General features: G+C 70.2%; 20 protein-coding genes, 1 tRNA gene and 1 riboswitch. Of the genes, 9 read left to right on the top strand and 12 right to left on the bottom strand.

The features are described 5' to 3' along the window. Positions 1-13: 13 nt before the first annotated feature. Both ACFQZY_RS01265 and ACFQZY_RS01270 read right to left on the bottom strand, forming a co-directional pair. The gene (locus tag ACFQZY_RS01265; RefSeq protein WP_377411656.1) at positions 14-919 is read right to left on the bottom strand and encodes a GNAT family N-acetyltransferase; all 906 of its coding nucleotides are present in this window, start codon (positions 917-919) and stop codon (positions 14-16) included. 196 nt (positions 920-1,115) lie between these two features. Further along, on the bottom strand, positions 1,116-1,796 hold the full coding sequence (locus tag ACFQZY_RS01270) for a response regulator transcription factor (RefSeq protein ID WP_377411658.1): 681 nt from the start codon (positions 1,794-1,796) through the stop codon (positions 1,116-1,118). A 45-nt stretch (positions 1,797-1,841) separates the two neighbouring features. On the opposite strand from ACFQZY_RS01270, the gene ACFQZY_RS01275 reads away from it, so the two are divergent. Beyond that, a complete protein-coding gene (locus tag ACFQZY_RS01275) occupies positions 1,842-3,779 on the top strand; it encodes a 7TM diverse intracellular signaling domain-containing protein (RefSeq protein ID WP_377411660.1) in 1,938 nt (645 codons plus the stop codon). A 27-nt stretch (positions 3,780-3,806) separates the two neighbouring features. Here ACFQZY_RS01275 and ACFQZY_RS01280 read toward each other — a convergent pair whose 3' ends face one another. The 8 genes from ACFQZY_RS01280 to cysS form a co-directional block, all read right to left on the bottom strand. Beyond that, a complete protein-coding gene (locus tag ACFQZY_RS01280; RefSeq protein ID WP_377411662.1) occupies positions 3,807-4,289 on the bottom strand; it encodes an aspartyl/asparaginyl beta-hydroxylase domain-containing protein in 483 nt (160 codons plus the stop codon). A 16-nt stretch (positions 4,290-4,305) separates the two neighbouring features. Next, positions 4,306-4,965: an aspartyl/asparaginyl beta-hydroxylase domain-containing protein gene (locus tag ACFQZY_RS01285; protein WP_377411664.1), complete on the bottom strand. Its 660-nt coding sequence runs from the start codon at positions 4,963-4,965 to the stop codon at positions 4,306-4,308. Positions 4,966-5,059: 94 nt separating this feature from the next. Next, positions 5,060-5,152: transfer RNA gene (locus ACFQZY_RS01290), tRNA-Ser, on the bottom strand. 34 nt (positions 5,153-5,186) lie between these two features. Next, a complete protein-coding gene (locus ACFQZY_RS01295; RefSeq protein ID WP_377411666.1) occupies positions 5,187-6,455 on the bottom strand; it encodes an aspartate kinase in 1,269 nt (422 codons plus the stop codon). 107 nt (positions 6,456-6,562) lie between these two features. Further along, complete coding sequence (tilS, locus tag ACFQZY_RS01300) at positions 6,563-7,483, bottom strand: tRNA lysidine(34) synthetase TilS (RefSeq protein ID WP_377412601.1); 921 nt, start codon at positions 7,481-7,483, stop codon at positions 6,563-6,565. A 34-nt stretch (positions 7,484-7,517) separates the two neighbouring features. Then, positions 7,518-8,492, bottom strand: a complete 975-nt coding sequence (locus tag ACFQZY_RS01305) for an acetyl-CoA carboxylase carboxyltransferase subunit alpha (protein WP_377411668.1) — start codon at positions 8,490-8,492, stop codon at positions 7,518-7,520. Between the two features lie 34 nt (positions 8,493-8,526). Further along, the gene (locus ACFQZY_RS01310) at positions 8,527-9,168 is read right to left on the bottom strand and encodes a DNA-3-methyladenine glycosylase family protein (protein ID WP_377412603.1); all 642 of its coding nucleotides are present in this window, start codon (positions 9,166-9,168) and stop codon (positions 8,527-8,529) included. A 41-nt stretch (positions 9,169-9,209) separates the two neighbouring features. Beyond that, entirely contained in the window at positions 9,210-10,586 is a 1,377-nt protein-coding gene (gene cysS, locus ACFQZY_RS01315; RefSeq protein WP_377411670.1) for a cysteine--tRNA ligase, read from the bottom strand. A gap of 151 nt (positions 10,587-10,737) precedes the next feature. On the opposite strand from cysS, the gene ACFQZY_RS01320 reads away from it, so the two are divergent. From ACFQZY_RS01320 to ACFQZY_RS01340, 5 genes are read left to right on the top strand one after another with little or no spacing between them, the layout of a single operon-like run. After that, positions 10,738-11,262, top strand: coding sequence for a tetratricopeptide repeat protein (locus ACFQZY_RS01320; protein ID WP_377411672.1), 525 nt, complete (start codon positions 10,738-10,740; stop codon positions 11,260-11,262). A 29-nt stretch (positions 11,263-11,291) separates the two neighbouring features. After that, positions 11,292-11,906, top strand: a complete 615-nt coding sequence (locus ACFQZY_RS01325) for a peptidylprolyl isomerase (protein ID WP_377411673.1) — start codon at positions 11,292-11,294, stop codon at positions 11,904-11,906. A 32-nt stretch (positions 11,907-11,938) separates the two neighbouring features. Continuing rightward, positions 11,939-12,445 carry a peptidylprolyl isomerase gene (locus ACFQZY_RS01330; protein ID WP_377411675.1) on the top strand — a complete coding sequence of 169 codons (507 nt, stop codon included), beginning with the start codon at positions 11,939-11,941 and terminating at the stop codon, positions 12,443-12,445. Positions 12,446-12,451: 6 nt separating this feature from the next. Then, a complete protein-coding gene (locus ACFQZY_RS01335; protein ID WP_377411677.1) occupies positions 12,452-13,228 on the top strand; it encodes a UDP-2,3-diacylglucosamine diphosphatase in 777 nt (258 codons plus the stop codon). Positions 13,229-13,242: 14 nt separating this feature from the next. Next, a complete protein-coding gene (locus ACFQZY_RS01340; protein ID WP_377411679.1) occupies positions 13,243-14,007 on the top strand; it encodes a zinc-dependent peptidase in 765 nt (254 codons plus the stop codon). A 7-nt stretch (positions 14,008-14,014) separates the two neighbouring features. On the opposite strand, the gene ACFQZY_RS01345 is transcribed toward ACFQZY_RS01340, so the two are convergent. Then, positions 14,015-15,529 (bottom strand): methyl-accepting chemotaxis protein, encoded by a 1,515-nt coding sequence (locus ACFQZY_RS01345; RefSeq protein ID WP_377411681.1) that lies wholly within the window; start codon positions 15,527-15,529, stop codon positions 14,015-14,017. 151 nt (positions 15,530-15,680) lie between these two features. Next, entirely contained in the window at positions 15,681-18,515 is a 2,835-nt protein-coding gene (locus tag ACFQZY_RS01350; RefSeq protein WP_377411683.1) for a DUF349 domain-containing protein, read from the bottom strand. A 636-nt stretch (positions 18,516-19,151) separates the two neighbouring features. On the opposite strand from ACFQZY_RS01350, the gene ACFQZY_RS01355 reads away from it, so the two are divergent. The 3 genes from ACFQZY_RS01355 to nrdR all read left to right on the top strand — a co-directional run bounded on the left by ACFQZY_RS01355 (position 19,152) and on the right by nrdR (position 21,870). Then, positions 19,152-19,952, top strand: coding sequence for a lytic transglycosylase domain-containing protein (locus tag ACFQZY_RS01355; RefSeq protein ID WP_377411685.1), 801 nt, complete (start codon positions 19,152-19,154; stop codon positions 19,950-19,952). Between the two features lie 25 nt (positions 19,953-19,977). Continuing rightward, positions 19,978-20,102: riboswitch (ZMP/ZTP riboswitch) on the top strand. A gap of 58 nt (positions 20,103-20,160) precedes the next feature. Continuing rightward, a complete protein-coding gene (gene glyA / locus ACFQZY_RS01360; RefSeq protein WP_377411687.1) occupies positions 20,161-21,405 on the top strand; it encodes a serine hydroxymethyltransferase in 1,245 nt (414 codons plus the stop codon). A 15-nt stretch (positions 21,406-21,420) separates the two neighbouring features. Continuing rightward, entirely contained in the window at positions 21,421-21,870 is a 450-nt protein-coding gene (gene nrdR, locus ACFQZY_RS01365) for a transcriptional regulator NrdR (RefSeq protein WP_377411689.1), read from the top strand. Positions 21,871-21,929 lie beyond the last annotated feature (59 nt).

Below are 21,929 nucleotides of genomic sequence, written 5' to 3' on the forward strand. Positions count from 1 at the left end.
GTGGAGGCCGGCATCAGCGCCGGTGGTCGAACAGCCGGGTCGGGTCCGTGCGCCGGAAGGCCAGGCGCGAGTGCTGCTGGATCCGGGGGTCGGTGTGGAAGTCGGAGAGCAGCAGGCCGTTGAGGTACACGTCCACGCCCTCGGGGTGGCCGGGCACCACCAGGTGGCGGCGCAGGTAGCCCTCCTGGGTCAGGCCCATGCGCAGGGTCATGTCCTGGGCCTCGGGGTTGGTCGCGTAGACCATGCTGCACAGCTTGGCCAGGCGCAGCTCCTGGAAGGTCAGCATGAGGACCAGCTGGAAGGCCTCCATGCGCGCGCGGCCATCGGCCGCGTCACCCCGGAAGCCGAAGACCAGCTCGGCGCGGCGGTTGACGAAGTCCAGCGCCGCCAGCGTGGCCAGGCCGGCCACCTCGCCCGACGGGCTCTGCACGACCCAGTTGATCTGGCGGGCGGCCTCGACGGGCCGGCCCACGCGCTCGATGTACTCGCGCGCCGCGGCTTCCGGCGCCGGCAGGAAGGCGTTGTACTTGGCCCGGAACTCCGCGTCGCCCAGCATCTCGACCAGGGCCGGGGCATGGTGCTCGCGCGGGCGGGCCAGCACCACCCGGTCGCCCTTCACGTCCTGGTGCCACAGCGGGTGGTTGCGCAGCAGCGCGTTCTGCATCGGCAGGGGCAGGTGCTGCGCGCCCCCCAGCAGCCGGGCCGCGTAGTACAGGCCCCACCCCGCATCGGCATGCGAGCCGAAGCGCAGGCAGATCGAGGCGAACAGCTGCAGGGGCTGCGGCTGGTGCAGGGGCGAGTCCGGCTCGAGCACCTGCGCCTGCTGCAGCACGGTCAGGCAGGCGGCGGGCTTGCGGACGGCGACGGAGCGCAGCAATTCCCAGTCGGCCGCGTCGATGGCCTGCCGGGCCACCTCCATCGGGTTTTTCTGGAAAAAGGAAACAGGTTCAGGCGGGGCGGCGGTGATGACCATGAGACGTCCGGTGGGCCGGACGGCCCACTGAGTGGAAGCTCATGGATTGTCGAAATCGACAGTCCCCGCGAACTGTCAATTTATGATTTCAAAGTAGATAAAGACCCGGTATTAAGGCCTGAAGAAGTGAAGCCTTATTCACTCAATATTTCTCTTCCGAGAGGGCCTCGGAGAGCATGTAGCCCGATCCGTGCACGGTCTTCAGCGGCAGGTCCTCGGCGGTATGGTCGCGCACCTTGCGCCGCAGGCGCAGCACCAGGGCGTCGAGGTTCCGGTCGTCATAAACCGTCGCATCCTTGCCCAGCTGCTCGATCAGCTGGCGGCGCGTCAGGGCCTGCCCCTGGCGGGCATTGAGGGCCACCAGGAAGCGGTATTCCATGGCCGTGAGGCGCACCTCGGCCCCCCGCGGCGAGCGCAGCGACCAGCCGCCCAGCTGCAGGCTCCACGAGGGCGGCTCACAGACCCGGCGGGCCAGCGCCTCCAGGATCGCGAGGAGCTCCTCCATGCGGATCGGCTTGGTGACGTAGTGGTCCACGCCCCCGCGGTAGCCGTTGATGCGGTCGCGCGTGCTGTCGCGGGCGGTGAACATCACGATGCCGCACTTCGGGTGTTCCCGGCGAAGCTCCTCGGTGACCGAGGTGCCATCGCCATCGGGAAGCATGGCATCCACCACGACAATGTCGAAGGCGTCCGGCTTGAAGTACTGGTAGAACTGCCGGATCGAGCCGACCTCGACCACCTCGAATCCCCCCCGCTCCCGCAGGAAGGTAGCCACCTCTTCCCTAAGATCCTGCTCGTCGTCCAGCAATAGCACTTTGGTCATGTTGAGCAATCATGCCCATCGGGCGATTCCGATTCCTGATCAAATATGACGTTCCGGCTATTTTCAGTCACTTTTAATTGGCGTATAAGCCCGGCCCGCTGGTTCCTCGCGCTGGCCCTGGCCTGGCTGCCCGCGCTGGCCTTTGCGCAAAGCGAGCCGCTGCCCCCGCCCCTGCGGCTGGCCCAGGCCAAGAAGCTGGACCTCAAGCGGCATGCCCAGGTCCTCCGGGACAGCAGCGGCGCGCTCACGGCGGCCGAGGTCCTCCAGGCGCCGGCAGCGCAGTGGTCGAATCTCACCGGGGAACTGTCGGAGGGGTTCACGGCGAGCGCGATCTGGCTGCGCTTCCGCCTGGCGCGCGAGGCGGCGGACGACCCGACCAGCTGGTACCTGGCGTTGGGCCAGCCCCTGCTGATGGACGTTCGGCTCTACGCCATCGACCGCGAGGGACGGCCCCACGAGCGGCTGGGCACGACGCTTTCAGCCGAGGCCCGACGGGAGCTTGCCCTGCGCCAGCCCACCTTCCACATCCTCAAGCAGGACGAGGCGGCCGACCTGTACCTCCTGCGCATCAGCACTCAGACGGCCCTGAATTCCACGATCGAACTGCACCCGCAGGAATCCCTGCTGCTCCAGCATTCGCGGGAGAACTTCATCTGGGGCCTGATGTTCGGGGCCTATGCCTTCGTGGTCGTCTTCTACGCGTTCTACTGGACGTGGACCCGCGAACGCCTGCACCTGTGGTACCTGGGCTATGTCGGGATCAATTTCCTCGCCGCGCTCTTCACGAGCGGCTGGCCGATCCAGTACGTCGACGCGATGCCCAGCGGCACCTACGTCACCTGGCTCGGCATCTGGCTCGCCCTGTCGCTCACCTCCGGGATGTTCTTTTCCACCGAGTTCATCCGCCTGCCGGACCATGCGCCCAGGCTGTCCACGGCCCTGCGCTACATGGCGATGGCACTCACCGCCGTCGGGCTCGTCCTCGTGCTCGGCGGCCAGTACCGGACGATCGTGCCGGTCATGCAGCTGGTCTCGATCAGCGTGATCGCCCTCCTCCTGGTCCTCGCCCTGCGGCTCGCCCTGGCGGGCGACCGCGAATCGAGGATCTTCCTGGTCGCCTTCAGCCCCTTCTACCTGGGCGTGTGCTGGCGCTACCTGCGCAACATCGGCTGGATCGAGCCCACTTTCTGGAACGACAACAGCTACCAGATCGGCGCCTTCGCCCACATGATGGTCATGAGCGTGGCCATCTTCGCCGGGTACAACAAGCTGATGCGGGACAAGGATGCGGCCGAGACCCGGCTGCGGCTGGAAACGCAGTTGCGGGAGGACCAGGGCAAGTTCATCGACATGGTCTCGCATGAGTTCAAGACGCCCCTGAGCGTGGTCCAGGCCTCGGTCGACAACCTGCGCGCCCTGCATTCCGGCGAAGAGGGCCTGCTCAAGCGCCTGGACAAGATCGAGCGTGCCAACCACCGCATGTCCTCGCTGATCACCAGCTACCTCACCACCGAGCGGCTGCTGCTCGATGCCTGCAGCCCGGACCTGGGCTGGCACGACCTGGCGGCCGTGTGCCGGCTGGCCATCGACGACCTGCCCGAGCCCGAGCGGGGCCGGATCACGCTGGAGATCACCGCCCCGGCCCGGGTCATGTGCGACGCCGGGCTCCTGCGGATCGCGATCGGCAACCTCCTGCGCAACGCCTGCGACCACAGCCCCGAGGAGGAGCCGGTGACCTTGCGGCAGCACCAGGCGGACAACCAGCTGGTGATCCAGGTGCTGGACCAGGGCGAGGGCATCGCCGGCGACGACCGCGAGCACCTGTTCAAGCGGTATTTCCGGGGGCGCCACACGCACAAGCCCGCCGGCACGGGCCTGGGCCTCTACATCGCGCGGTCGATCGTGGACCGCCATCACGGCACCATCCGCGTGGAGGCCAACACGCCCCGGGGCAGCGTGTTCACCATCACCCTGCCCGCGTGAGGCGCGGCGCGGCCCGCCGCGCCGCCTTCAGCGGAAGAAGTCGACGATCAGGACCACCCGGTCCTGCGCCGACTCGTTGGCGGCGCTGTGCAGCTCGGTGTCGTCGAAGACCACCCCCTGCCCGGCCGTCCAGCTGTAGGACTCGCCGGCGACCTGAATCCAGGCGGGCTGGGGGCAGACCAGGCCCAGGTGGGAGCGCAGCACCTCCTGGGTGTAGCCCCGGTGCGGGTGGATGCGGCAGTTCGCCTTCAGCACCGAGAAGCCGGCAAGGAAGAGGCCCGGCACGCCCTCCAGGGCGCGGGTGGTCTCGGGGCAGGCGCCGGCCTCGGGAAGCCACTTGCCGAACTGGTACAGGCCGACGGTGTCCCAGCGCCCGTTGTGGAGGCCGGCCTCGTGCCAGGGCTTGCCGCGGTGGGCGATGGCCAGGTACTCGTCGCGGATCGCCTCCCACCGGGCCTCCAGGGGCTGCAGGAAGGGGAACTGGGCGTAGTCGCGGAAAACGGGCGGCACGGCGCGAGGCAGGCTGTCAGGCGGCATGCCAGGGCCCGCAGATGCCCGGGATGAACCGGGCCACGTAGGTCAGGCGCAGGTCGAACGAGGCGACGATCCGCTCGCGTGCCCCGGCGTGGCGGACGCTGTGCTCGTAGGGGCCGCCGTCCTTGAAGGCCAGGAGTTCGCCCGGCTTCCAGGCATGGGTTTCAGGGCCCACGGTGAGGCGGCAGCCCGGGTCGCACAGCAGCCCGAGGTGGATGCGCAGGTAATGGGGCGTCCAGCCCCGGTGGGGATGGATCACCGACCCGGGGCGCAGGCGGCTGACGAAGGCATTGCGCAGGACGCCCTCACGCTCCAGGGGCTCCACCAGCGCGGACAGCACCGGCAGGTGCTGGCGGATCCGGCGCATCGTGGCGGCCATGTCGATCGAGGCCGCATTCGGGAGGAAGTCATTGAACTCCCCCTCGTAGACCGAGACCGGGAAAGCCTCCCAGCCATTGCTGTAAAGCCCGTAATCGGGGAAGTCGTTGAAGGGCTTGTGCGACAGCGCGAGCTCGTTGAGCTCCATCAGGATGTCGGGGTAGCGCTGCTTGAGCGCCTGGCAGAAGGGGATGGCCTCCACCTCGGCGTTCCAGAAGGGGGGCTCCTGCGCGTGTGCGGGCGCTGCCACCTCGGGAAGATCATGGGTATTCATGCCGGCATGCATTGCGTCAGGTCCATCCGTGATTCTAGGAGTCGCGCCGGACAAGAAAAAACCCCAGGCAATCGCTTGCCTGGGGTCGGGTGCTTGGCGGAAACGGAGGGATTCGAACCCTCGATGCGGCTCTACACCGCATACTCCCTTAGCAGGGGAGCACCTTCGGCCTCTCGGTCACGTTTCCAGCAGACCGGCATTATGCCCGAAGAATGGCCTCTTCAGGCGGCGGGCTGGTCCAGATCGAACGCGCGGTGCAGCGCGCGCACGGCCAGCTCCATGTACTTCTCGTCGATCACGACCGAGGTCTTGATTTCCGAGGTCGAGATCATCTGGATGTTGATGCCCTCGTCGCTCAGCGAACGGAACATCTTGGAGGCGACGCCCACGTGGCTGCGCATGCCGATGCCGACGATGCTGACCTTGCAGATCTTGGTGTCGCCCTCGATGCGGTCCGTGCCCAGCGCGGGCAGCACCTTGGCCTTGAGCAGGTCGACGGTGCGCTGGTAGTCATTGCGGTGCACCGTGAAGCTGAAGTCGGTCTTGCCGTCCTTCGAGACGTTCTGGATGATGATGTCCACCTCGATGTTGGCCTCGGCCACGGCACCCAGGATGGAGAAGGCGATGCCGGGCTTGTCGGGCACGCCCAGGATCGAGATCTTGGCTTCGTCGCGGTTGAACGCGATGCCGGAAACGACGGCTTGTTCCATTTGTTCGTCTTCCTCAAAAGTGATCAAGGTGCCGGACTTGGCCTCTTCCTCGATCGGGATGTCCCAGGCGGTGAAGCTGGACAGCACGCGCAGCGGCACCTTGTACTTGCCGGCGAATTCCACCGAGCGGATCTGCAGCACCTTGGAGCCCATCGAGGCCATCTCGAGCATCTCCTCGAAGGAGACGGTGGAGAGGCGGCGGGCTTCCGGCACCACGCGCGGGTCGGTGGTGTAGACGCCGTCGACATCGGTGTAGATCAGGCATTCCGCGGCCTTCATCGCGGCGGCCACGGCCACGGCGGAGGTGTCGGAGCCGCCACGGCCCAGCGTCGTCACGTTGCCGGCCTCGTCCACGCCCTGGAAGCCGGTGATGACCACCACCTTGCCGGCGGCCAGGTCGGCGCGCACCTTCTGGTCGTCGATGGACTCGATGCGGGCCTTGGTGAAGGCGCTGTTGGTGCGGATCGGGACCTGCCAGCCGGAGTAGCTCACCGACTCGACGCCCTCGGCCTGCAGCGCGATGGCCAGCAGGCCCACCGAGACCTGCTCGCCGGTACAGGCCAGCTGGTCCAGTTCGCGCAGCAGCGCGTCGGAGGACTTGGCGGGAGAGAGCTCCTTGGCCAGGCCCAGCAGGCGGTTGGTCTCGCCGCTCATGGCGCTGGGCACCACCACCATCTGGTGGCCGGCCCGCGCCCACTTGGCCACGCGCTTGGCGACGTTGCGGATGCGCTCGGTGGAGCCCATCGACGTGCCGCCGTATTTGTGAACGATCAATGCCATGGGAAAAATGGGAGGTGGATCGCGCGCACAGTGCGCACCAGCGCGGTCCAGCGTCCCGCACGGCCAGGACGGGCGTCCTGCGCGAAGCCGACGATTATACCGTTGGGCTACACCGCGGCCTGGTAGGCCAGGCGATCCCCGGCCCGCAGCACGAAGCCGCTGGCCACCTTGAGGTGGATGCGGTGGCCGCGCGTGCGGCAGGCCGCCACCTGGTCCAGCAGGGCCTCGAGCTGGGCCGCACTGGGCGCCGCGCCATGGGCCACGCGCAGCCAGTGCCGCAGCAGGTTGGCCTGGCGCTCGCGGGACAGGCGCTGCAGCGACGCCAGGGCGGGCGGGCCGCCCATGGCCTGCAGGTCGTCGGCCGCCACCTGCGCCAGCAGCTGCTGGGCCTGCGCCGCATGGCGCGCCGAGCGCGCGAAGGTCTCGCGGAACTGCGGGAAGGCCGCCTCCAGCGCCGGCAGCAGTTCGTGGCGGATGCGGTTGCGGGTGAAGGCGGTGTCCGCGTTGGTGGGGTCGTCCACCCAGGGCACGCCCTCGGCCTGCAGCCACCGCCGCAGCTGCGGGCCGGGCACGGCCAGCAGCGGGCGCTCGAACGCCAGGCCCTCGCGCTCGAAACGCCGGGGCATGGCGGCCAGGCCCGGCAGGCCCGCGCCGCGGCTCAGGGCCAGCAGCAGGGTCTCGGCCTGGTCGTCGGCATGGTGCCCCAGCCACACGCAGGCGGCGCCGGCCTCGCGCGCGGCCCGGGCCAGCGCGGCGTAGCGGGCGCGGCGGGCGGCGTCCTCCGGGCTCTCGCCCGGGGCGTGGGCGGCCTGCACCCGCACCGTGGCCAGCGGCACGCCCAGGCGCCCGCACAGGGCCTCGCAATGGCGCTGGAAGCCGTCGGCCGCGGCCTGCAGGCCGTGGTGGATGTGGACCGCCCTCACCTGCCCCGGGAAGGCGCGCACCGCCAGCAGCAGCAGCGCCGTGGAGTCGGCGCCGCCGCTCAGGGCAACGGCGAGGGGAAGGGAGGGAGCCGGGCCGCGCAGCATCGCCTCGAGGGCGCCCTGCACGGCCGGCGGGGGATCAGCGTTCGGCCTTGGTGTCGGTGAAGCGGCCATAGCTTTGCAGCCGCTCGTAGCGCCGGTCCTGCAGCTCGCGCGGCTTCAGGTCGGCCAGCTGGCGCCAGGCGTCGTTCAGCGCGCGCTTGAGGTAGGCCGCCATCTGCTTGGCATCGCGGTGGGCGCCGCCCACCGGCTCGTTGACGATCTTGTCGACCAGGCCCAGGGCCTTCAGGCGGTGAGCGGTGATGCCCATGGCCTCGGCCGCGTCCTGCGCCTTGTCGGAGGTCTTCCAGAGGATGGAGGCACAGCCCTCGGGCGAGATCACCGAGTACACGGAGTACTGCAGCATCAGCACCTGGTCGGCCACCGAGATGGCCAGCGCGCCGCCGGAGCCGCCCTCGCCGATCACCGTGGTGATGATCGGCACCTGCAGCTGCGCCATCTCGAAGATGTTGCGGCCGATGGCCTCGGACTGGCCGCGCTCCTCGGCGTCGATGCCGGGGTAGGCGCCGGGCGTGTCGACGAAGGTGAACACCGGGAGCTTGAACTTCTCGGCGGTCTTCATCAGGCGCAGGGCCTTGCGATAGCCCTCCGGCCGGCTCATGCCGAAGTTGCGCAGCCCGCGCTCGCGGGTGTCGCGCCCCTTCTGGTGGCCCAGCACCATGCAGGCATGGCCGTTGAAGCGCGCCAGGCCGCCGACGATGGACTGGTCGTCCGCGAAGTGGCGGTCACCGTGCAGCTCGATGAAGTCGGTGAAGATCTCGTTCACGTAGTCGAGCGTGTACGGGCGCTCGGGGTGGCGCGCGATCTTGGTGATCTGCCAGGGGGTCAGGTCGCTGTAGATGTCCTTCGTGAGCTGCTGGCTCTTCTTGGACAGCTGGTCGATCTCGTCAGAGATGTCGACGGCGGACTCGGACTGCACGTAGCGCAGTTCCTCGATCTTGGTTTCCAGTTCCGCGATGGGCTGCTCGAAATCAAGAAAGGTCTTCTTTGCCAAATTGTTCTCCTCGTGGGGCGTGGCCCGTCGCGTTTCAATACTCGACGGGCAGCGGGTCGAGCGACCGCCAAATATACCAAGTCGCGACGCTGCAGAAGGGCGACCAGGCGGCGGCCACCTCGCGGGCTTCGCTGCGGCTCACCGGGTCGCCCGAAAAATAGTTCTGGCTGATGCCATTGATGAGACCGACATCGTCCAGCGGCAGCACATTGGGCCGCATCAGGTGGAAGATGAGGAACATCTCGGCGGTCCAGCGGCCGATGCCGCGGATGTCCACCAGCTCGGCGATGATGGACTCGTCGTCCATGTCCTGCCACTTCGCCACGTGCAGCGCGCCGGAGTCGAAGTGCAGGGCCAGGTCGACCAGGTACTCGATCTTGCGGGCCGACAGCCCGGCCGCGCGCATGTCGTCGACCTTGAGCTTGAGCACACTGGCCGGCGTCATCTTCCTGGGCAGCACCGCGAAGCGGTCCCACACGCTCTGCGCGGCCTTCACCGAGATCTGCTGGCCCACGATGCTGCGCGCCAGGGTGGTGAAGGCATCGCCGCGCGAGCGCAGCGTGGAGTCGGGGAACTGCGGGATCAGCCGCTTCATCACCCGGTCCTTGCGGGCCAGGTACTTGCAGGCCTCGGCCCAGTACGCCGGGGTGGTCAGCTCGACGGGGCTGCCCGTCACCGCATCCGGGTCCGGCGCCGCGGCGCGCTTGTCGGGTGCGCTCACGACGCGGCCTCCCAGGTGGTGCCGGCGGCCGAGTCCTTGAGCACGATGCCCTGCGCGAGCAGCGCCTGGCGGATGCGGTCGGCCTCGGCGAAGTCCTTGGCCTTCTTGGCGGCGGCGCGTTGTTCGATCATGGACGCAATGGTCGCCTCGTCCAGCGCCGCGCCACTGCGCAGGAAATCACGCGGATCGCCCTGGAGCAGGCCCAGGCAGCCCCCGAGGGCCTTGAGCAGGCCCGACACCTGCGGTGACCGGGTGCGATTGGCCTCGCCGGCGAGGTCGAACAGCACCGCCACCGCCTCGGGCGTGGCGAAGTCGTTGTCCATGGCGGCCTTGAAGCGCGCGGCATGGGGTTCGGCCCAGTCGATCACGACCTCGGCCGGCGCCACCGCGTCCAGCGCGGTGTACAGGCGCTTGAGCGCGCCGCGGGCGTCGTCCAGGTGGACGTCGCTGTAATTGAGCGGGCTGCGGTAGTGGGCGCGCACGATGAAGAAGCGCACCGTCTCCGCGTCGAACTTCTTCAGCACGTCGCGGATGGTGAAGAAGTTGCCCAGCGACTTGGACATCTTCTCGTTGTCGATGTTCACGAAGCCGTTGTGCATCCACGTCTTCGCCAGCGGCACGCCATGCGCGCCCTCGCTCTGGGCGATCTCGTTCTCGTGGTGCGGGAAGGCCAGGTCGGCGCCGCCGCCGTGGATGTCGAAGGTCTCGCCCAGGAGGGCGCAGGCCATCGCCGAGCACTCGATGTGCCAGCCCGGGCGGCCCGGGCCATAGGCGCTGTCCCACTTGGCGTCGGCCGGCTCACTGGGCTTGGCGGACTTCCACAGCACGAAGTCCAGCGGGTCCTCCTTGCCCTCGGCCACCGCCACGCGCTCGCCGGCGTGCAGCTCGTCGAGCGACTTGCCCGAGAGCTTGCCGTAGCCAGGGAAGCGGCGCACCGCGAAGTTCACGTCGCCGCCGGGCGTGCGGTAGGCGAGCTGCCGGCCCTCGAGCGCGCGCACGATGTCCAGCATCTGCGGCACGTAGTCGGTGGCGCGCGGGTCGTGCGTGGGGCGCTCGATGCCCAGGGCATCGAAGTCCCGGTACATCTCGTCGATCATGCGGCTGGTGAGGCCGCGGACGGTCTCGCCGTTCTCCACGGCGCGGCGGATGATCTTGTCGTCGATGTCGGTGATGTTGCGCACGAAGGTCACGCGCAGGCCGCTGGCCTTGAGCCAGCGCTGCACCACGTCGAAGGCGACGTTGGCGCGGGCATGGCCGACGTGGCACAGGTCGTAGACCGTGATGCCGCACACGTACATGCGCACATGGCCGGGATCGATCGGCGAAAAATCTTCCAGCGCACGCGACAGCGTGTTGTAGATGCGCAGACTCATGGGTGTCGGGAGGGCGGGCGGCGGGGATGCGGCCGGCAGTTGTCGGGAACGGGTTCGGGACCTGCGCCGCAGGCACTCCCGCTGGGGGGCCACGGCTACAATCCGGCGCAGTATATAGCCCCGCGCCGAGCCCGGCGCCCCTTGACAGCCCATGTCGCCTGGCCTCCAGAATCCCGTCCGCGCCCGCCACCTCGCCGCCGCCCTCGTGCTGGCGGTGGCCGCCGGCTCCGCGCTGGCCGACGACTACGCCGACGTCGCCCGCCTGCTGCGCGCCGGCCAGAGCGCCGAGGCCCTGGCCCGCGCCGACCGCTACCTCGCCGCCAGCCCGCGCGACCCGCAGATGCGTTTCCTCAAGGGCGTGGCCCTGGGCGATGCGGGCCGCTCCGCCGAGGCCCTCGAGGTCCTAACCCGGCTGGTCGAGGAGTACCCCGAGCTGCCCGAGCCCCACAACAACCTCGCCGTGCTGCACGCCGCGCGCGGCGACCTGGACAAGGCCCGCTCCGCGCTGGAGGCCGCCCTGCGCGTCAACCCCTCGTACGCCACCGCGCACGAGAACCTGGGCGACGTGTACCTGGGCCTGGCCGCACGCGCCTGGGAGCGCGCGCAGCAGCTCGAGCCGGGCCTGGCGCGCAGCGTCGCGCCCAAGCTGGCCGCCGCCCGCAGCCTGGCGCGCTGAGCGCACCCTCGTCCCCAAGGAACCCACGCATGATCCGCACCGCCCGCCGCACGGCCTGCCGCTTCGCCGCCACCTGGCTCACCGCCCTGGCGCTGGCCCCCGCCCTGCCCGCCCTCGCCCAGGACGCGCCGCGCGTGCGCCTGGCCACCAGCCAGGGCGACATCGTCGTCGAGGTCTACCCCGACAAGGCGCCGAAGACCGTGGCCAACTTCCTGCAATACGTGCGGGACGGCCACTACGACGGCACCATCTTCCACCGCGTCATCGACAACTTCATGATCCAGGGTGGCGGCTACGACACGCGCTACGCGCAAAAGCCCACCCGCGCGCCGATCCCGCACGAAGGCGCCGAGGCCCTGGCCGCCGGCGGCCCGCGCAACACCGTGGGCACCATCGCCATGGCCCGCACCATGGACCCGAACTCCGCCTCCGCGCAGTTCTTCATCAACGTGAAGGACAACGCCTTCCTGGACCACACCGCGCCCACCGCGCGGGGCTACGGCTACGTGGCCTTCGGCAAGGTCGTCAGCGGCATGGACATCGTGAACCGCATCAAGGCCCTGCCCACCGGCCCGGGCGGCCCCTTCCCCTCCGACGTGCCGAGGACCCCCGTGGTCATCAACTCGGCCACGCTGGTCAAGTAACCCCCTCGAACAACAGCCCACAGGACACCACCATGAGCAATCCCAAGGTCGAACTGCACATCGCCGGCCACGGCGTCATCACCCTCGAACTCGACGCCGAGAAGGCGCCGGTGTCGACCGCCAACTTCCTGTCCTATGTGAAGAAGGGCCACTACGACGGCACCATCTTCCACCGCATCATCCCCAGCTTCATGATCCAGGGCGGCGGCTTCGACGCCGACATGAACCAGAAGCCCACCGACGCGCCGATCAAGAACGAGGCCGACAACGGCCTGAAGAACAACAAGTACACGATCGCCATGGCCCGCACCAGCGACCCGCACTCGGCCACCGCGCAGTTCTTCATCAACGCCACCGACAACGACTTCCTGAACTTCAAGTCGCCCACCGCCCAGGGCTGGGGCTACGCCGTGTTCGGCAAGGTGGTCTCGGGCGCCGAGATCGTCGACAAGCTCGAGCGCGTGAAGACCGGCAGCAAGGGCTTCCACCAGGACGTGCCGAAGGAGTCCGTGGTGATCGAGAAGGCCGTCGAGGCCTGATCCGCGGTGGGCACGGCGACCGCGCCCTCCTTCGACGAGATGTCGGCGCCGGCCTCCTGGGCCTGCGCCGATTTCATTTCCGACCTGCACCTGCAGCCCTCGCAGCCGGCCACCTTCGCGGCCTGGCGCGACTACCTGGCGGGCACGCCCGCCGATGCGGTGTTCATCCTCGGCGACCTGTTCGAGGCCTGGGTCGGTGACGACGCGGCCCTGGTGCCGAGCTTCGCCGCCGACTGCGCCCGGGTGCTGCAGGAGGCTGCGGCGCGCCGGCCGATGTTCCTGCTGCACGGCAACCGCGACTTCCTGGTCGGCGAGGCGCTGGCGCGCCGCTGCGGCTTCCGGCTGCTGCAGGACCCGGCGGTGCTGGATTTCGGCGGCCGCCGCTACCTGCTCTCGCATGGCGACGCGCTGTGCCTGGCGGACACCGAGTACCTGCGCTTTCGCGCCCAGGTGCGCACGCCGCAGTGGATCGAGGCCTTCCTGGCCCGCCCCCTGGCCGAACGCGAGGCCGTGGCGCGCCAGCTGCGCGACGCCAGCCAGGCCCGCCACGCGGTGACCACCGAGTACGCCGACGCCGACACCGACCTCACCCGGGCCTGGCTCGCCGCGGCCGGCGCCACGGCGATGATCCATGGCCACACACACCGCCCCGCCGACCACGACCTGGGGGGCGGGCTGCGCCGGCTCGTGCTCTCCGACTGGGACCTGGAGGCGGGCACGCCGCGCGCCGAGGCCCTGCGCCTGCACGCGGACGGGCGTAGCGAGCGCATCGCGCTCGCCTGAGGAGGCAGCCCGGCATGTTCGGCTGGTGGCGCAGGCGGCGGACCGCACCGGCCATTCCCGAGGACCTGTGGCTGCAGGTGCTCGCCGACTTTCCCTTCCTCGCGCAGCGCCCGGCCGCGGACCTCACCCGCCTGCGCGAGCTGGCCGCGCGCTTCCTCCGGGACAAGGAATTCCACGGCGCCCAGGGCCTGGTGATCACCGACGCCCTGGCCCTGTCGATCGCCGCCCAGGCGGTGCTGCCGGTGCTGCACCTGGGGCTCGGCTGGTACGACGACTTCGTCGGCATCGTGGTCCACCCCGACGAGGTGGTGGCGCGCCGCAGCGCCGTCGACGAGGCCGGCGTGGTGCACGACTGGGACGAGGTCCTGGCCGGCGAGGCCATGGAGCGGGGGCCGGTGATGCTGTCCTGGCGCGACGTGCGCGAGGCCGGCCAGGGACGCGACGACGGCTACAACGTCGTGGTCCACGAGTTCGTCCACAAGCTGGACATGCGCGACGGGGCCAGCGACGGTTGCCCGCCCCTACCCTCGCGGGCGGCGCGCCAGGCCTGGCTGTCGGTGATGCAGGCCGAGTACGAGGCCTTCCGCGAGCGCGTGGTCATCGCCGAGCGCTTTGGCGGCGAGCCGACCTGGCTGGACCCGTACGGCGCGCAGTCGGTCGACGAGTTCTTCGCCGTCGCCTGCGAGGCCTACTTCGTCCAGCGTGAGCGCTTTGCCACGGAGTTCCCGGTGCTCGTGCCGCTGTTCGACGGCTTCTTCGGCCCGAAGCCAGCCGCCTGACCGGCGCTCACTCCGCCGCGAGGTAGCCCACGCGCACCGCGCCCCAGTGGCGCCCGCGCACCCACACCGGCACCGACAGGTCGTGCATGGTCTGCCCCGTGTCGCGCAGGTAGGTCTGGACCAGCACGCCCTGGTGCTTCGGGCAGCGCTTGCCCACCGCATCGTCGAACACGCGCTTCGTGCGGTTGTTCGCCAGGTCGGTGGCGGCGTCGCCGGTCAGGGGCTTCGAGAAGCGCGCGTTGTGCGTGGGGCAGTAGCCGTCGGCATTGACCACGATGGCATAGGCGGCGCCCTGCTCCAGCAGCGGCTCCTGCAGCGGGGGCAGGGCCTGGTCGCACAGGCTGTCCCAGCCGGTGGTCTTCTTGACGGGATGGGTGCGGGGGATGTCCACGTAGCGCGGCGCGAACAGGTCCTGCTCCTGGACCTCGCCGCGATCGAGCATCGCCTCGAGGGCGCGGCCGGCCTGCGCCGCCAGCGCCAGGGCCTGTCCCTTGCGCGTGGTGTGCTCGCAGGCCACCCCCTGCTCAGCCAACCCGCCCAGGAGCTGCTCCAGGCACTCGCCCACCTCGCGCGCCGAGGCGGCCGACAGGTCGCCCAGCGCGCCCATGTCCGCGGACAGCGCCTGCGCCTGGCCGGACAGGCCCATCGCCTCCCCGGCCGCGCCCTCGCAGACCTGCTGCGCGCCCTGCAGGCGCTCGGTCACCGCCGACACCCCCGCCACCGCCTCCGCGACCTCGGCCAGCGTGGCCTGGACCTGACGCGTCGTGGCCTCGGTCGTCGCGGCCATGCCTTCGACGGCGGCCACCGCTTCGCCATTGAGGGTGATGATCTGGGCCACCTCGCGCTTGATGTCGCTGGCGCGGCCCGAAGCTTCCTCGGACAGCTTGCGCACCTCCGCGGCCACCACCGCGAAGCCCTTGCCGGCCGGACCCGCATGGGCGGCCTCGATGGTGGCGTTCAACGCCAGCAGGCGCGTCTGCACCGCGATCTTCTCGATGGTCGCGGCCGCCGCCTCCACCGCGCGGATGGCCTGCGCGAGCTCACCCACGCGCTGCTGCGCGTGCCGCGAGCCCTCGGCCACCTGGCCCAGTTCGGCGCCAATGCGGCCCAGGCGTTCGGAGGTGTTGCGTGCGGCGGTCAGCGTCTGCTGCGCGGCGCTGGCGGCCGCCTGCACCGAGGCTGCGGCCTCGCGCGAACTCGCGGCGGTGCGGCCGACGCCGCCGGCGGCCTCGCCGGTGCTGCCCGCCACCTCGTGCGAGCGGGTGGCGGCGCGGGCCGCATCGAACGAGGCACGCGACAGGGCCGGCGCGGCCTGGCGGACGATGTCGACCACGGCCTGGGCCTGGTCGCGTTCGCGCGCCAGCCGGCCCCAGCGGCTGGCCACCCAGGCCGCCGGCAAGGCCAGCACCACCGCGGAAAGCGCCGCAGGCTGGCCGGTGAGGAGGTAGAGGCCCGCAGGCGCCAGCAGCCACGCCGAGGCGAGGCCTCGCAACGACCAGACGATCAGGGAATGTGAGGGCATCGAGACGGGCTCCAGGAAGTCCGGGCGCCACGGCAATTCGCCGACGCCCCCAGCCCGTCTTTCGGCCGGCGCCCCAAAAAACTGAGCCCCGGGATTGCCCGGGGCTCCACCGCAGCGCGAGGACGCGCCGGCGCATCAGCGCATCAGCGCATCAGCGCATCAGCGCCTTGAGCGCATTCTGCAGGCGGCGGGCCGCCTGGGCCTGGTGCGGGCTGGCCAGCACGCGGGCCACGTCCTGGCCCCAGGTCTGGGCCGGGGACGGGTCGTTGCGGCGCGTCAGCAGTTGCAGCTGCAGCATGCGGCGGGCCGCCAGGTGCTCGGCGGGCGTAGGCACCTCGGCGGCGATCTCCAGGCGCAGCAGCGCCTCGGCGGCGTCACCGGAGGGGTTGGCCTGCAGGGCCTGCACCCAACCGCCACGCACGGCGGGCGGCACGGACTTGCCCAGCTCGCTGGCGCTGGGCACCTGGTCGCCGGCACGCTGCTCCCAGGCGGACAGCAGGTGGGCCAGCGCCTCGCCGTGGGCCTGGGCGGCCAGCTTGCGCAGGGCCGACTGGGCATGCTCCAGGGCGTCGCGCTGGGCGCGGAAGGCCACGTCGCCCAGGCGGGGGCCGCGGTCCTCGCGCTCGGGACGGTCGCCGAAGCGGCCGCGGCCGCGGTCGCCACGGTCACCACCGCCCTCACCGAAACGGCCCGGGCCGCCCGGCTTGCGGTCACCGAACTTTCCGCCGCGCACGGGGGCCGGCTCGGCCTTCTTCATGCCGGGGCGGTCATCGCCGCGCATGGCCACCACGGGACGTGGCGCGGGCTTGGCCGCGGGCGCGGGAGCCGCGACTTCGCCAGCCGGGGCCTCGGCATCGGCGGCAGGCGCACCAGCCGCGGTGGCATCGGCCGCTGCGGCTTCGCCGGCCGGCGCCGCGGGCGCCGCCTGGGCCGCCGCGTTGGCCTGGGCCATCTCGGCACGGGCCTGGGCCTGGCCCTTCAGGGCGGCTTCCAGGGCGGTCATGGCTTCGCGGATGCGCTGGGCATCCCCGGAGGCGTTGGCCGCCTCGAGGGCCTTGGAAGCCTCGAGCACGACGCGGTCACGGTCGCTCAGTGCGGACGCCGCGCGGTCACGCTCGGCGCCCTTGCGCTGGAAGGCCTCGTCGATCGGCTTGCGGAACGCGTCCCACAGCTTCTGCTCGTGCTTGCGGTCCAGCGGCACCGCCTGGGCTTCAGCCTGCCAGCGCTGCTGCAGCGCCTTGACGGCGTCGATGCGCAGGGACGGCGCGGCGCCCAGCGCCTTGGCCTCCTCGATCATGGCGTGGCGGCGCTCCAGGCTCTGCTTCTGGGCCGCGGCCAGCGGCGCCTCGGCCGCATGGATCGCGGCCTTCCACAGCGGCTGCATTTCGGCGAAGGCCTTCTCGCTGAGGTGGCCGGCCTCGCGCCAGCGGCTCTCGAACTGGTGGATCGCGCGGGCGAAGCTCTTCCAGTCGTTGTTCGCGGGGGCCGGGTGGGCAGCCGCCCAGGCCTGGACCTCCTCGATCAGCGCCGTGCGGCGAGCCCGGTGCTCGGCGGCCTCGGACTTGACCTTCTCCAGCCAGGACTCGACCACCTTGTAGGCCTCATTGCAGGCCTCGTCGAAGCGCTTCCACAAGGCATGGTTGGGGGCGCCGCCCTGGTCCAGCTTCTTCCACTGCTCGCGCAGGCTGCGCAGCTGTTCCTGCATCTTGCGGCCGCCGAAGCGGGGCTTCTTGACGACGGCGGCCGGGGTCGCGGCGGGCGCCGGGGCGGAAGCCGGCGCGGGAGCCGCGGCGGCCACGGCCTCTTCGCCCTCGGCGGCGGGTGCGGCGGCCTCAGCCGCTGCCTCGTCCGCAGCGGGCGCAGGCACGGGCGTAGGTGCGGGTGCGGTCGCCGGCGCCGGCGCGGCAACGCGCTCGAACAGGTCCTCGGCCTTCGCCACCAGCTCCTGGCGCAGCTGGTCGGTGCGCCAGCGCTGCCAGCCTTCCATCTCGCCGGCAGCCGCCAGGGCGCCGTGGGCCTGGCGGTCGAGGTCGGCATCGACCAGCTTGCCGTACTCCTTCAGCGCGTTGCGCAGTGCAGCGGCGGCGCCGGCACTGGCCTTGCCATGGCCCTCGCCCACTTCCTGCTCGACCTTCGCCAGCGCCGCGCGCACGGCCTCGTTGGCCTTGGCACGCAGTTCGGGATCGACCTTGGGGCGGGCCGGCTTGGCCGGCAGCTCGGCCGGCAGGCCGCGCGCCACACGCAGCTCATCGGCCCACACCGGCACGGGCGGCAGCGGCGCGGCGGGATCGTTCTCGGCCGCGCCAGCCTGGGCCAAGGCGCTCTCGAAAGCCTCCCACACCGCCTGCAGCTGGGCACGCGAGGCCTCCAGCAGGGGCGGGAAACGGGCGTCGACGCTGGGCCAGGTCGGGTCCTCGACCAGGGCCTGGGCCTGCTGCTGCCAGACCGGCACGTCGGCGCGCAGCGCCTCGGCCGCCGCCTGCGCGTCGCGCCAGGACTTGGTGGAGAGCACCTCGATGCGCTGGGCCAGCAGCACGGCTGCCTCACGCTGCACCTGCACGCGGTGCTGGAGGTCCTCGACCCCCTTCACGCGCTCGGCCAGCTGCGACTTGAGGCCGGCCAGCGGCTCGCGGCTCAGGGGGGCGCCGGCCTTGGCGGCGTCACGCTGCCAGGCCAGCGCATCGGCGATGTTCAGCTTGGCCTGGGCCAGCAGGGCCTGGGCCTTCTCGGCCCACTCGGCCGCGATGGCTTCCTGCCCCTTGGCCCGCTTGATCTCGTCCAGCCGCTCACGCAGCACGCGGGCCGCGCCCTTGTCTCGGCTGCTGAGTTCTCGGTAGACCTCCTGCATCTGCTCGACGGCGGGTTCGCTGGCCAGCCATTCGCGCAGTCGCGCGGCGCGCTCGCCGGAGGTCGCGGCCGTGAAGGCGCCGCCGGTGAGCGTGTCGAGGGCCTGGGTATCGTGGGGTCGGGTCGGGGCTTGGGTCACTGTGTCTTCTGGAGCGCCACGGGGCGCCCGGGATTCGAAAGCAATCGCGTATTGTCCCCTCGAAACCGGGCGGCTGGCGCGCGGCCCGCGCCACGGGGCCCGGAAAAGAGAAAGCCCGGCAGAAGCCTGAAGCCATCTGCCGGGCTTGGCCCGGACCCGAAGTCCGGCGCCAGGCGCGGTTGGGAGGTTCTCGTCCCGCCCGCAGCGGAAGCAACGATTGCTTCCCGGGTTGGCCGGCGGACCACCGAAGCGGCATCGCCAGCGGGATGCTCGAATCACTCGAGCGAAGTCAGCGTAACCGCCGGCCGCCAGCTGTTCAAGTTTGAGTTTTCAATGGCTCCGGGCGCGTCGATTGCCCCGGGATGGGTGGCCAAGAAGTCAAACCGGGAGGAATAAAGAACGATTCCCTTAATATTGACCGGTTATTAGGAGCCCCCTAGAATCCGCCCATTCCTGTAAAACGTCACAGGGACTCCCGAAACCCGCTGCCGACCCCGGCCAAGTCCCGGCAACCCCGCAGAGTCCTGTCAAGGCCTGTCGCCGCGGACAGCGTACCAATCCAAACGAGGTGCACGAGCCCGAGCCAGACGCTCACAGCGTCTTTCCGGCCCGTCCCCCGCGTAGAAAGGAAGTGCTATGACAGCGTTCGAGAACATCGTCCAGGGCTTGCGAGTCTTCGCATCCGACGTCGCCCAGGGCTTTTTCGAAATCACCCACAACAGCTTCGCCCTCGTCGGCCTGGCCGTCGTGTTCGCCACCGTCACCCTCACCGTCCGCCCCGACCTGCGCGAAAGCGGCGAGGCGCGCCTGATGGGCTGGCTCCAGGCCCGCCAGGCGGATGCGCTGGGCATCGAGGCCGACCTGGCCGCGATCGACCGCGCCACCGCCACCGATCCGGCCGACCTGCCCAAGCAGCAGGCCGCCGTGGCGCATTGGCTCAGCCGCAAGTACCGCGTCGCGCCGGAGCCGATCAGCGCGCTGGTCGCCGAGGCCTACCAGGTCGGCGCCAAGGTCAAGCTCGACCCGACGCTGATCCTGGCCGTGATGGCCGTGGAATCCGGCTTCAACCCGTTCGCCCAGAGCCCGGTGGGCGCCCAGGGGCTGATGCAGGTGATGACCAAGGTCCACAGCGACAAGTACAGCCTGTTCGGCGGCAAGCTCGCCGCCTTCGACCCGGTGTCCAACCTGCGCGTGGGCGTGAAGGTGCTGCAGGAGTGCATCCAGCGCGCCGGCTCGCTCGAGGCGGGCCTGCGCTACTACGTGGGCGCCGCCAACGTCGAGGACGACAACGGCTACGCCGACAAGGTGCTGGCCGAGCACCAGCGCCTCAAGCAGGTCGCGGCCGGCCAGAACGTGCCGCACTCCGCCCCCACCGGCCTGCGCGCCAACAAGCCCGAGACCGGGCCGGCGCGCGTCGCCGCCCTCGCCCTGTCCTGAAGCCCCCCGGGCCTCGGATACACTTACGCCCGTACGCGACTGGCGATAGGCGCGTCCGCCTCGAGCAGGCGGCACGCGCCGACGTGGGACACCACGGGGGAGCGTACCGCCGGCCGTGCCGGTGATCCGCCGTTCGCCTGGGCAGCCCTTGTTCGACGCTTGTTCGACATCAGGGACCACCGTCTGAAAAGACCGAAGGACTGCCGCCGTGTACCACCGCAATACCCTCATCGAGCAAACCGATCCTGAACTGTTCGCCGCGATCCAGGCCGAAAACCGTCGGCAGGAAGAGCACATCGAGCTGATCGCCAGCGAGAACTACGCCTCCCCCGCCGTCATGGCGGCCCAGGGCACCCAGCTGACCAACAAGTACGCCGAGGGCTACCCCGGCAAGCGCTACTACGGCGGCTGCGAGTACGTGGACATCGCCGAGCAACTGGCGATCGACCGCGTCAAGCAGCTGTTCGGCGCCGATGCCGCCAACGTGCAGCCGCACTGCGGCGCCTCCGCCAACGAGGCCGTGTTCCTGGCCTTCCTCAAGCCCGGCGACACCATCATGGGCATGAGCCTGGCCGAAGGCGGCCACCTGACCCACGGCATGCCCCTGAACATGTCGGGCAAGTGGTTCAACGTCGTCTCCTACGGCCTGAACGAGAAGGAAGAGATCGACTACGACGCGATGGAAGCCAAGGCCCGCGAGCACAAGCCCAAGCTGATCGTGGCCGGCGCCTCCGCCTACGCCCTGCGCATCGATTTCGAGCGCTTCGCCAAGATCGCCAAGGAAGTCGGCGCCATCTTCATGGTGGACATGGCCCACTACGCCGGCCTGATCGCCGCGGGCGTGTACCCCAACCCGGTGCCCTTCGCCGACGTGGTGACCTCCACCACCCACAAGAGCCTGCGCGGCCCCCGCGGCGGCATCATCCTGATGAAGGCCGAGCACGAGAAGGCGATCAACTCCGCCATCTTCCCCGGCCTGCAGGGCGGCCCGCTGATGCATGTGATCGCCGCCAAGGCGGTGGCCTTCAAGGAAGCCCTGACGCCCGAATTCAAGGCCTACCAGCAGCAGGTCGTGAAGAACGCCCAGGTCGTCGCCGAGACCCTGACCCAGCGTGGCCTGCGCATCATCAGCGGCCGCACCGAGAGCCACGTGATGCTGGTCGACCTGCGCGCCAAGGGCATCACCGGCAAGGAAGCCGAGGCCGTGCTGGGCGACGCCCACATGACCATCAACAAGAACGCCATCCCGAACGACCCCGAGAAGCCGTTCGTGACCAGCGGCGTGCGCATCGGCACCCCGGCCATGACCACCCGTGGCTTCAAGGAAGAAGAAGCCCGCATCACGGCTAACCTGATCGCCGACGTGCTGGACAACCCGCGCGATCCGGCCAACATCGCCGCGGTGCGCGAGAAGGTCAACGCCCTGACCCGCCGCTTCCCGGTCTACGGCTAAAGCGGCAGCGGCACGATGAAATGCCCCTTCTGCGGCAACGCCGACACCCAGGTGGTGGAAACGCGTGTCGCCGAAGACGGCGACATCGTGCGCCGGCGCCGCCAGTGCGCCCATTGCGAGAAGCGCTTCACCACCTACGAGCGGCCTGACGTCTCGTTCCCGGCCGTCGTCAAGAAGGACGGCCGGCGCATCGAGTACCAGCGGGCCAAGCTGCTCGACTCCCTCAACCTCGCCCTGCGCAAGCGGCCGGTGAGCACCGAGCAGGTCGACTCCGCGATCGAGCGCATCGAGGAAAAGCTCCTGAACCTCGGCGTGCGCGAGATCCCCTCCTCGCGCATCGGCGAGCTGGTGATGCGAGAACTCAAGAAGCTGGACAAGGTGGCGTACGTGCGCTTCGCCAGCGTCTACCGCAGCTTCGAGGACATCGACGAGTTCAAGACCCTCGTCGACGAAGTCCGCAGATAAGCCCGCGACGGGCCCGGCCGCCCGGCCGTCGCCTGCATTCGTCGGCACACCCTGTGAGC

The organism is Ramlibacter sp. GCM10027632, from assembly GCF_042675325.1.
Classification (GTDB): Bacteria; Pseudomonadota; Gammaproteobacteria; order Burkholderiales; family Burkholderiaceae_C; genus Ramlibacter.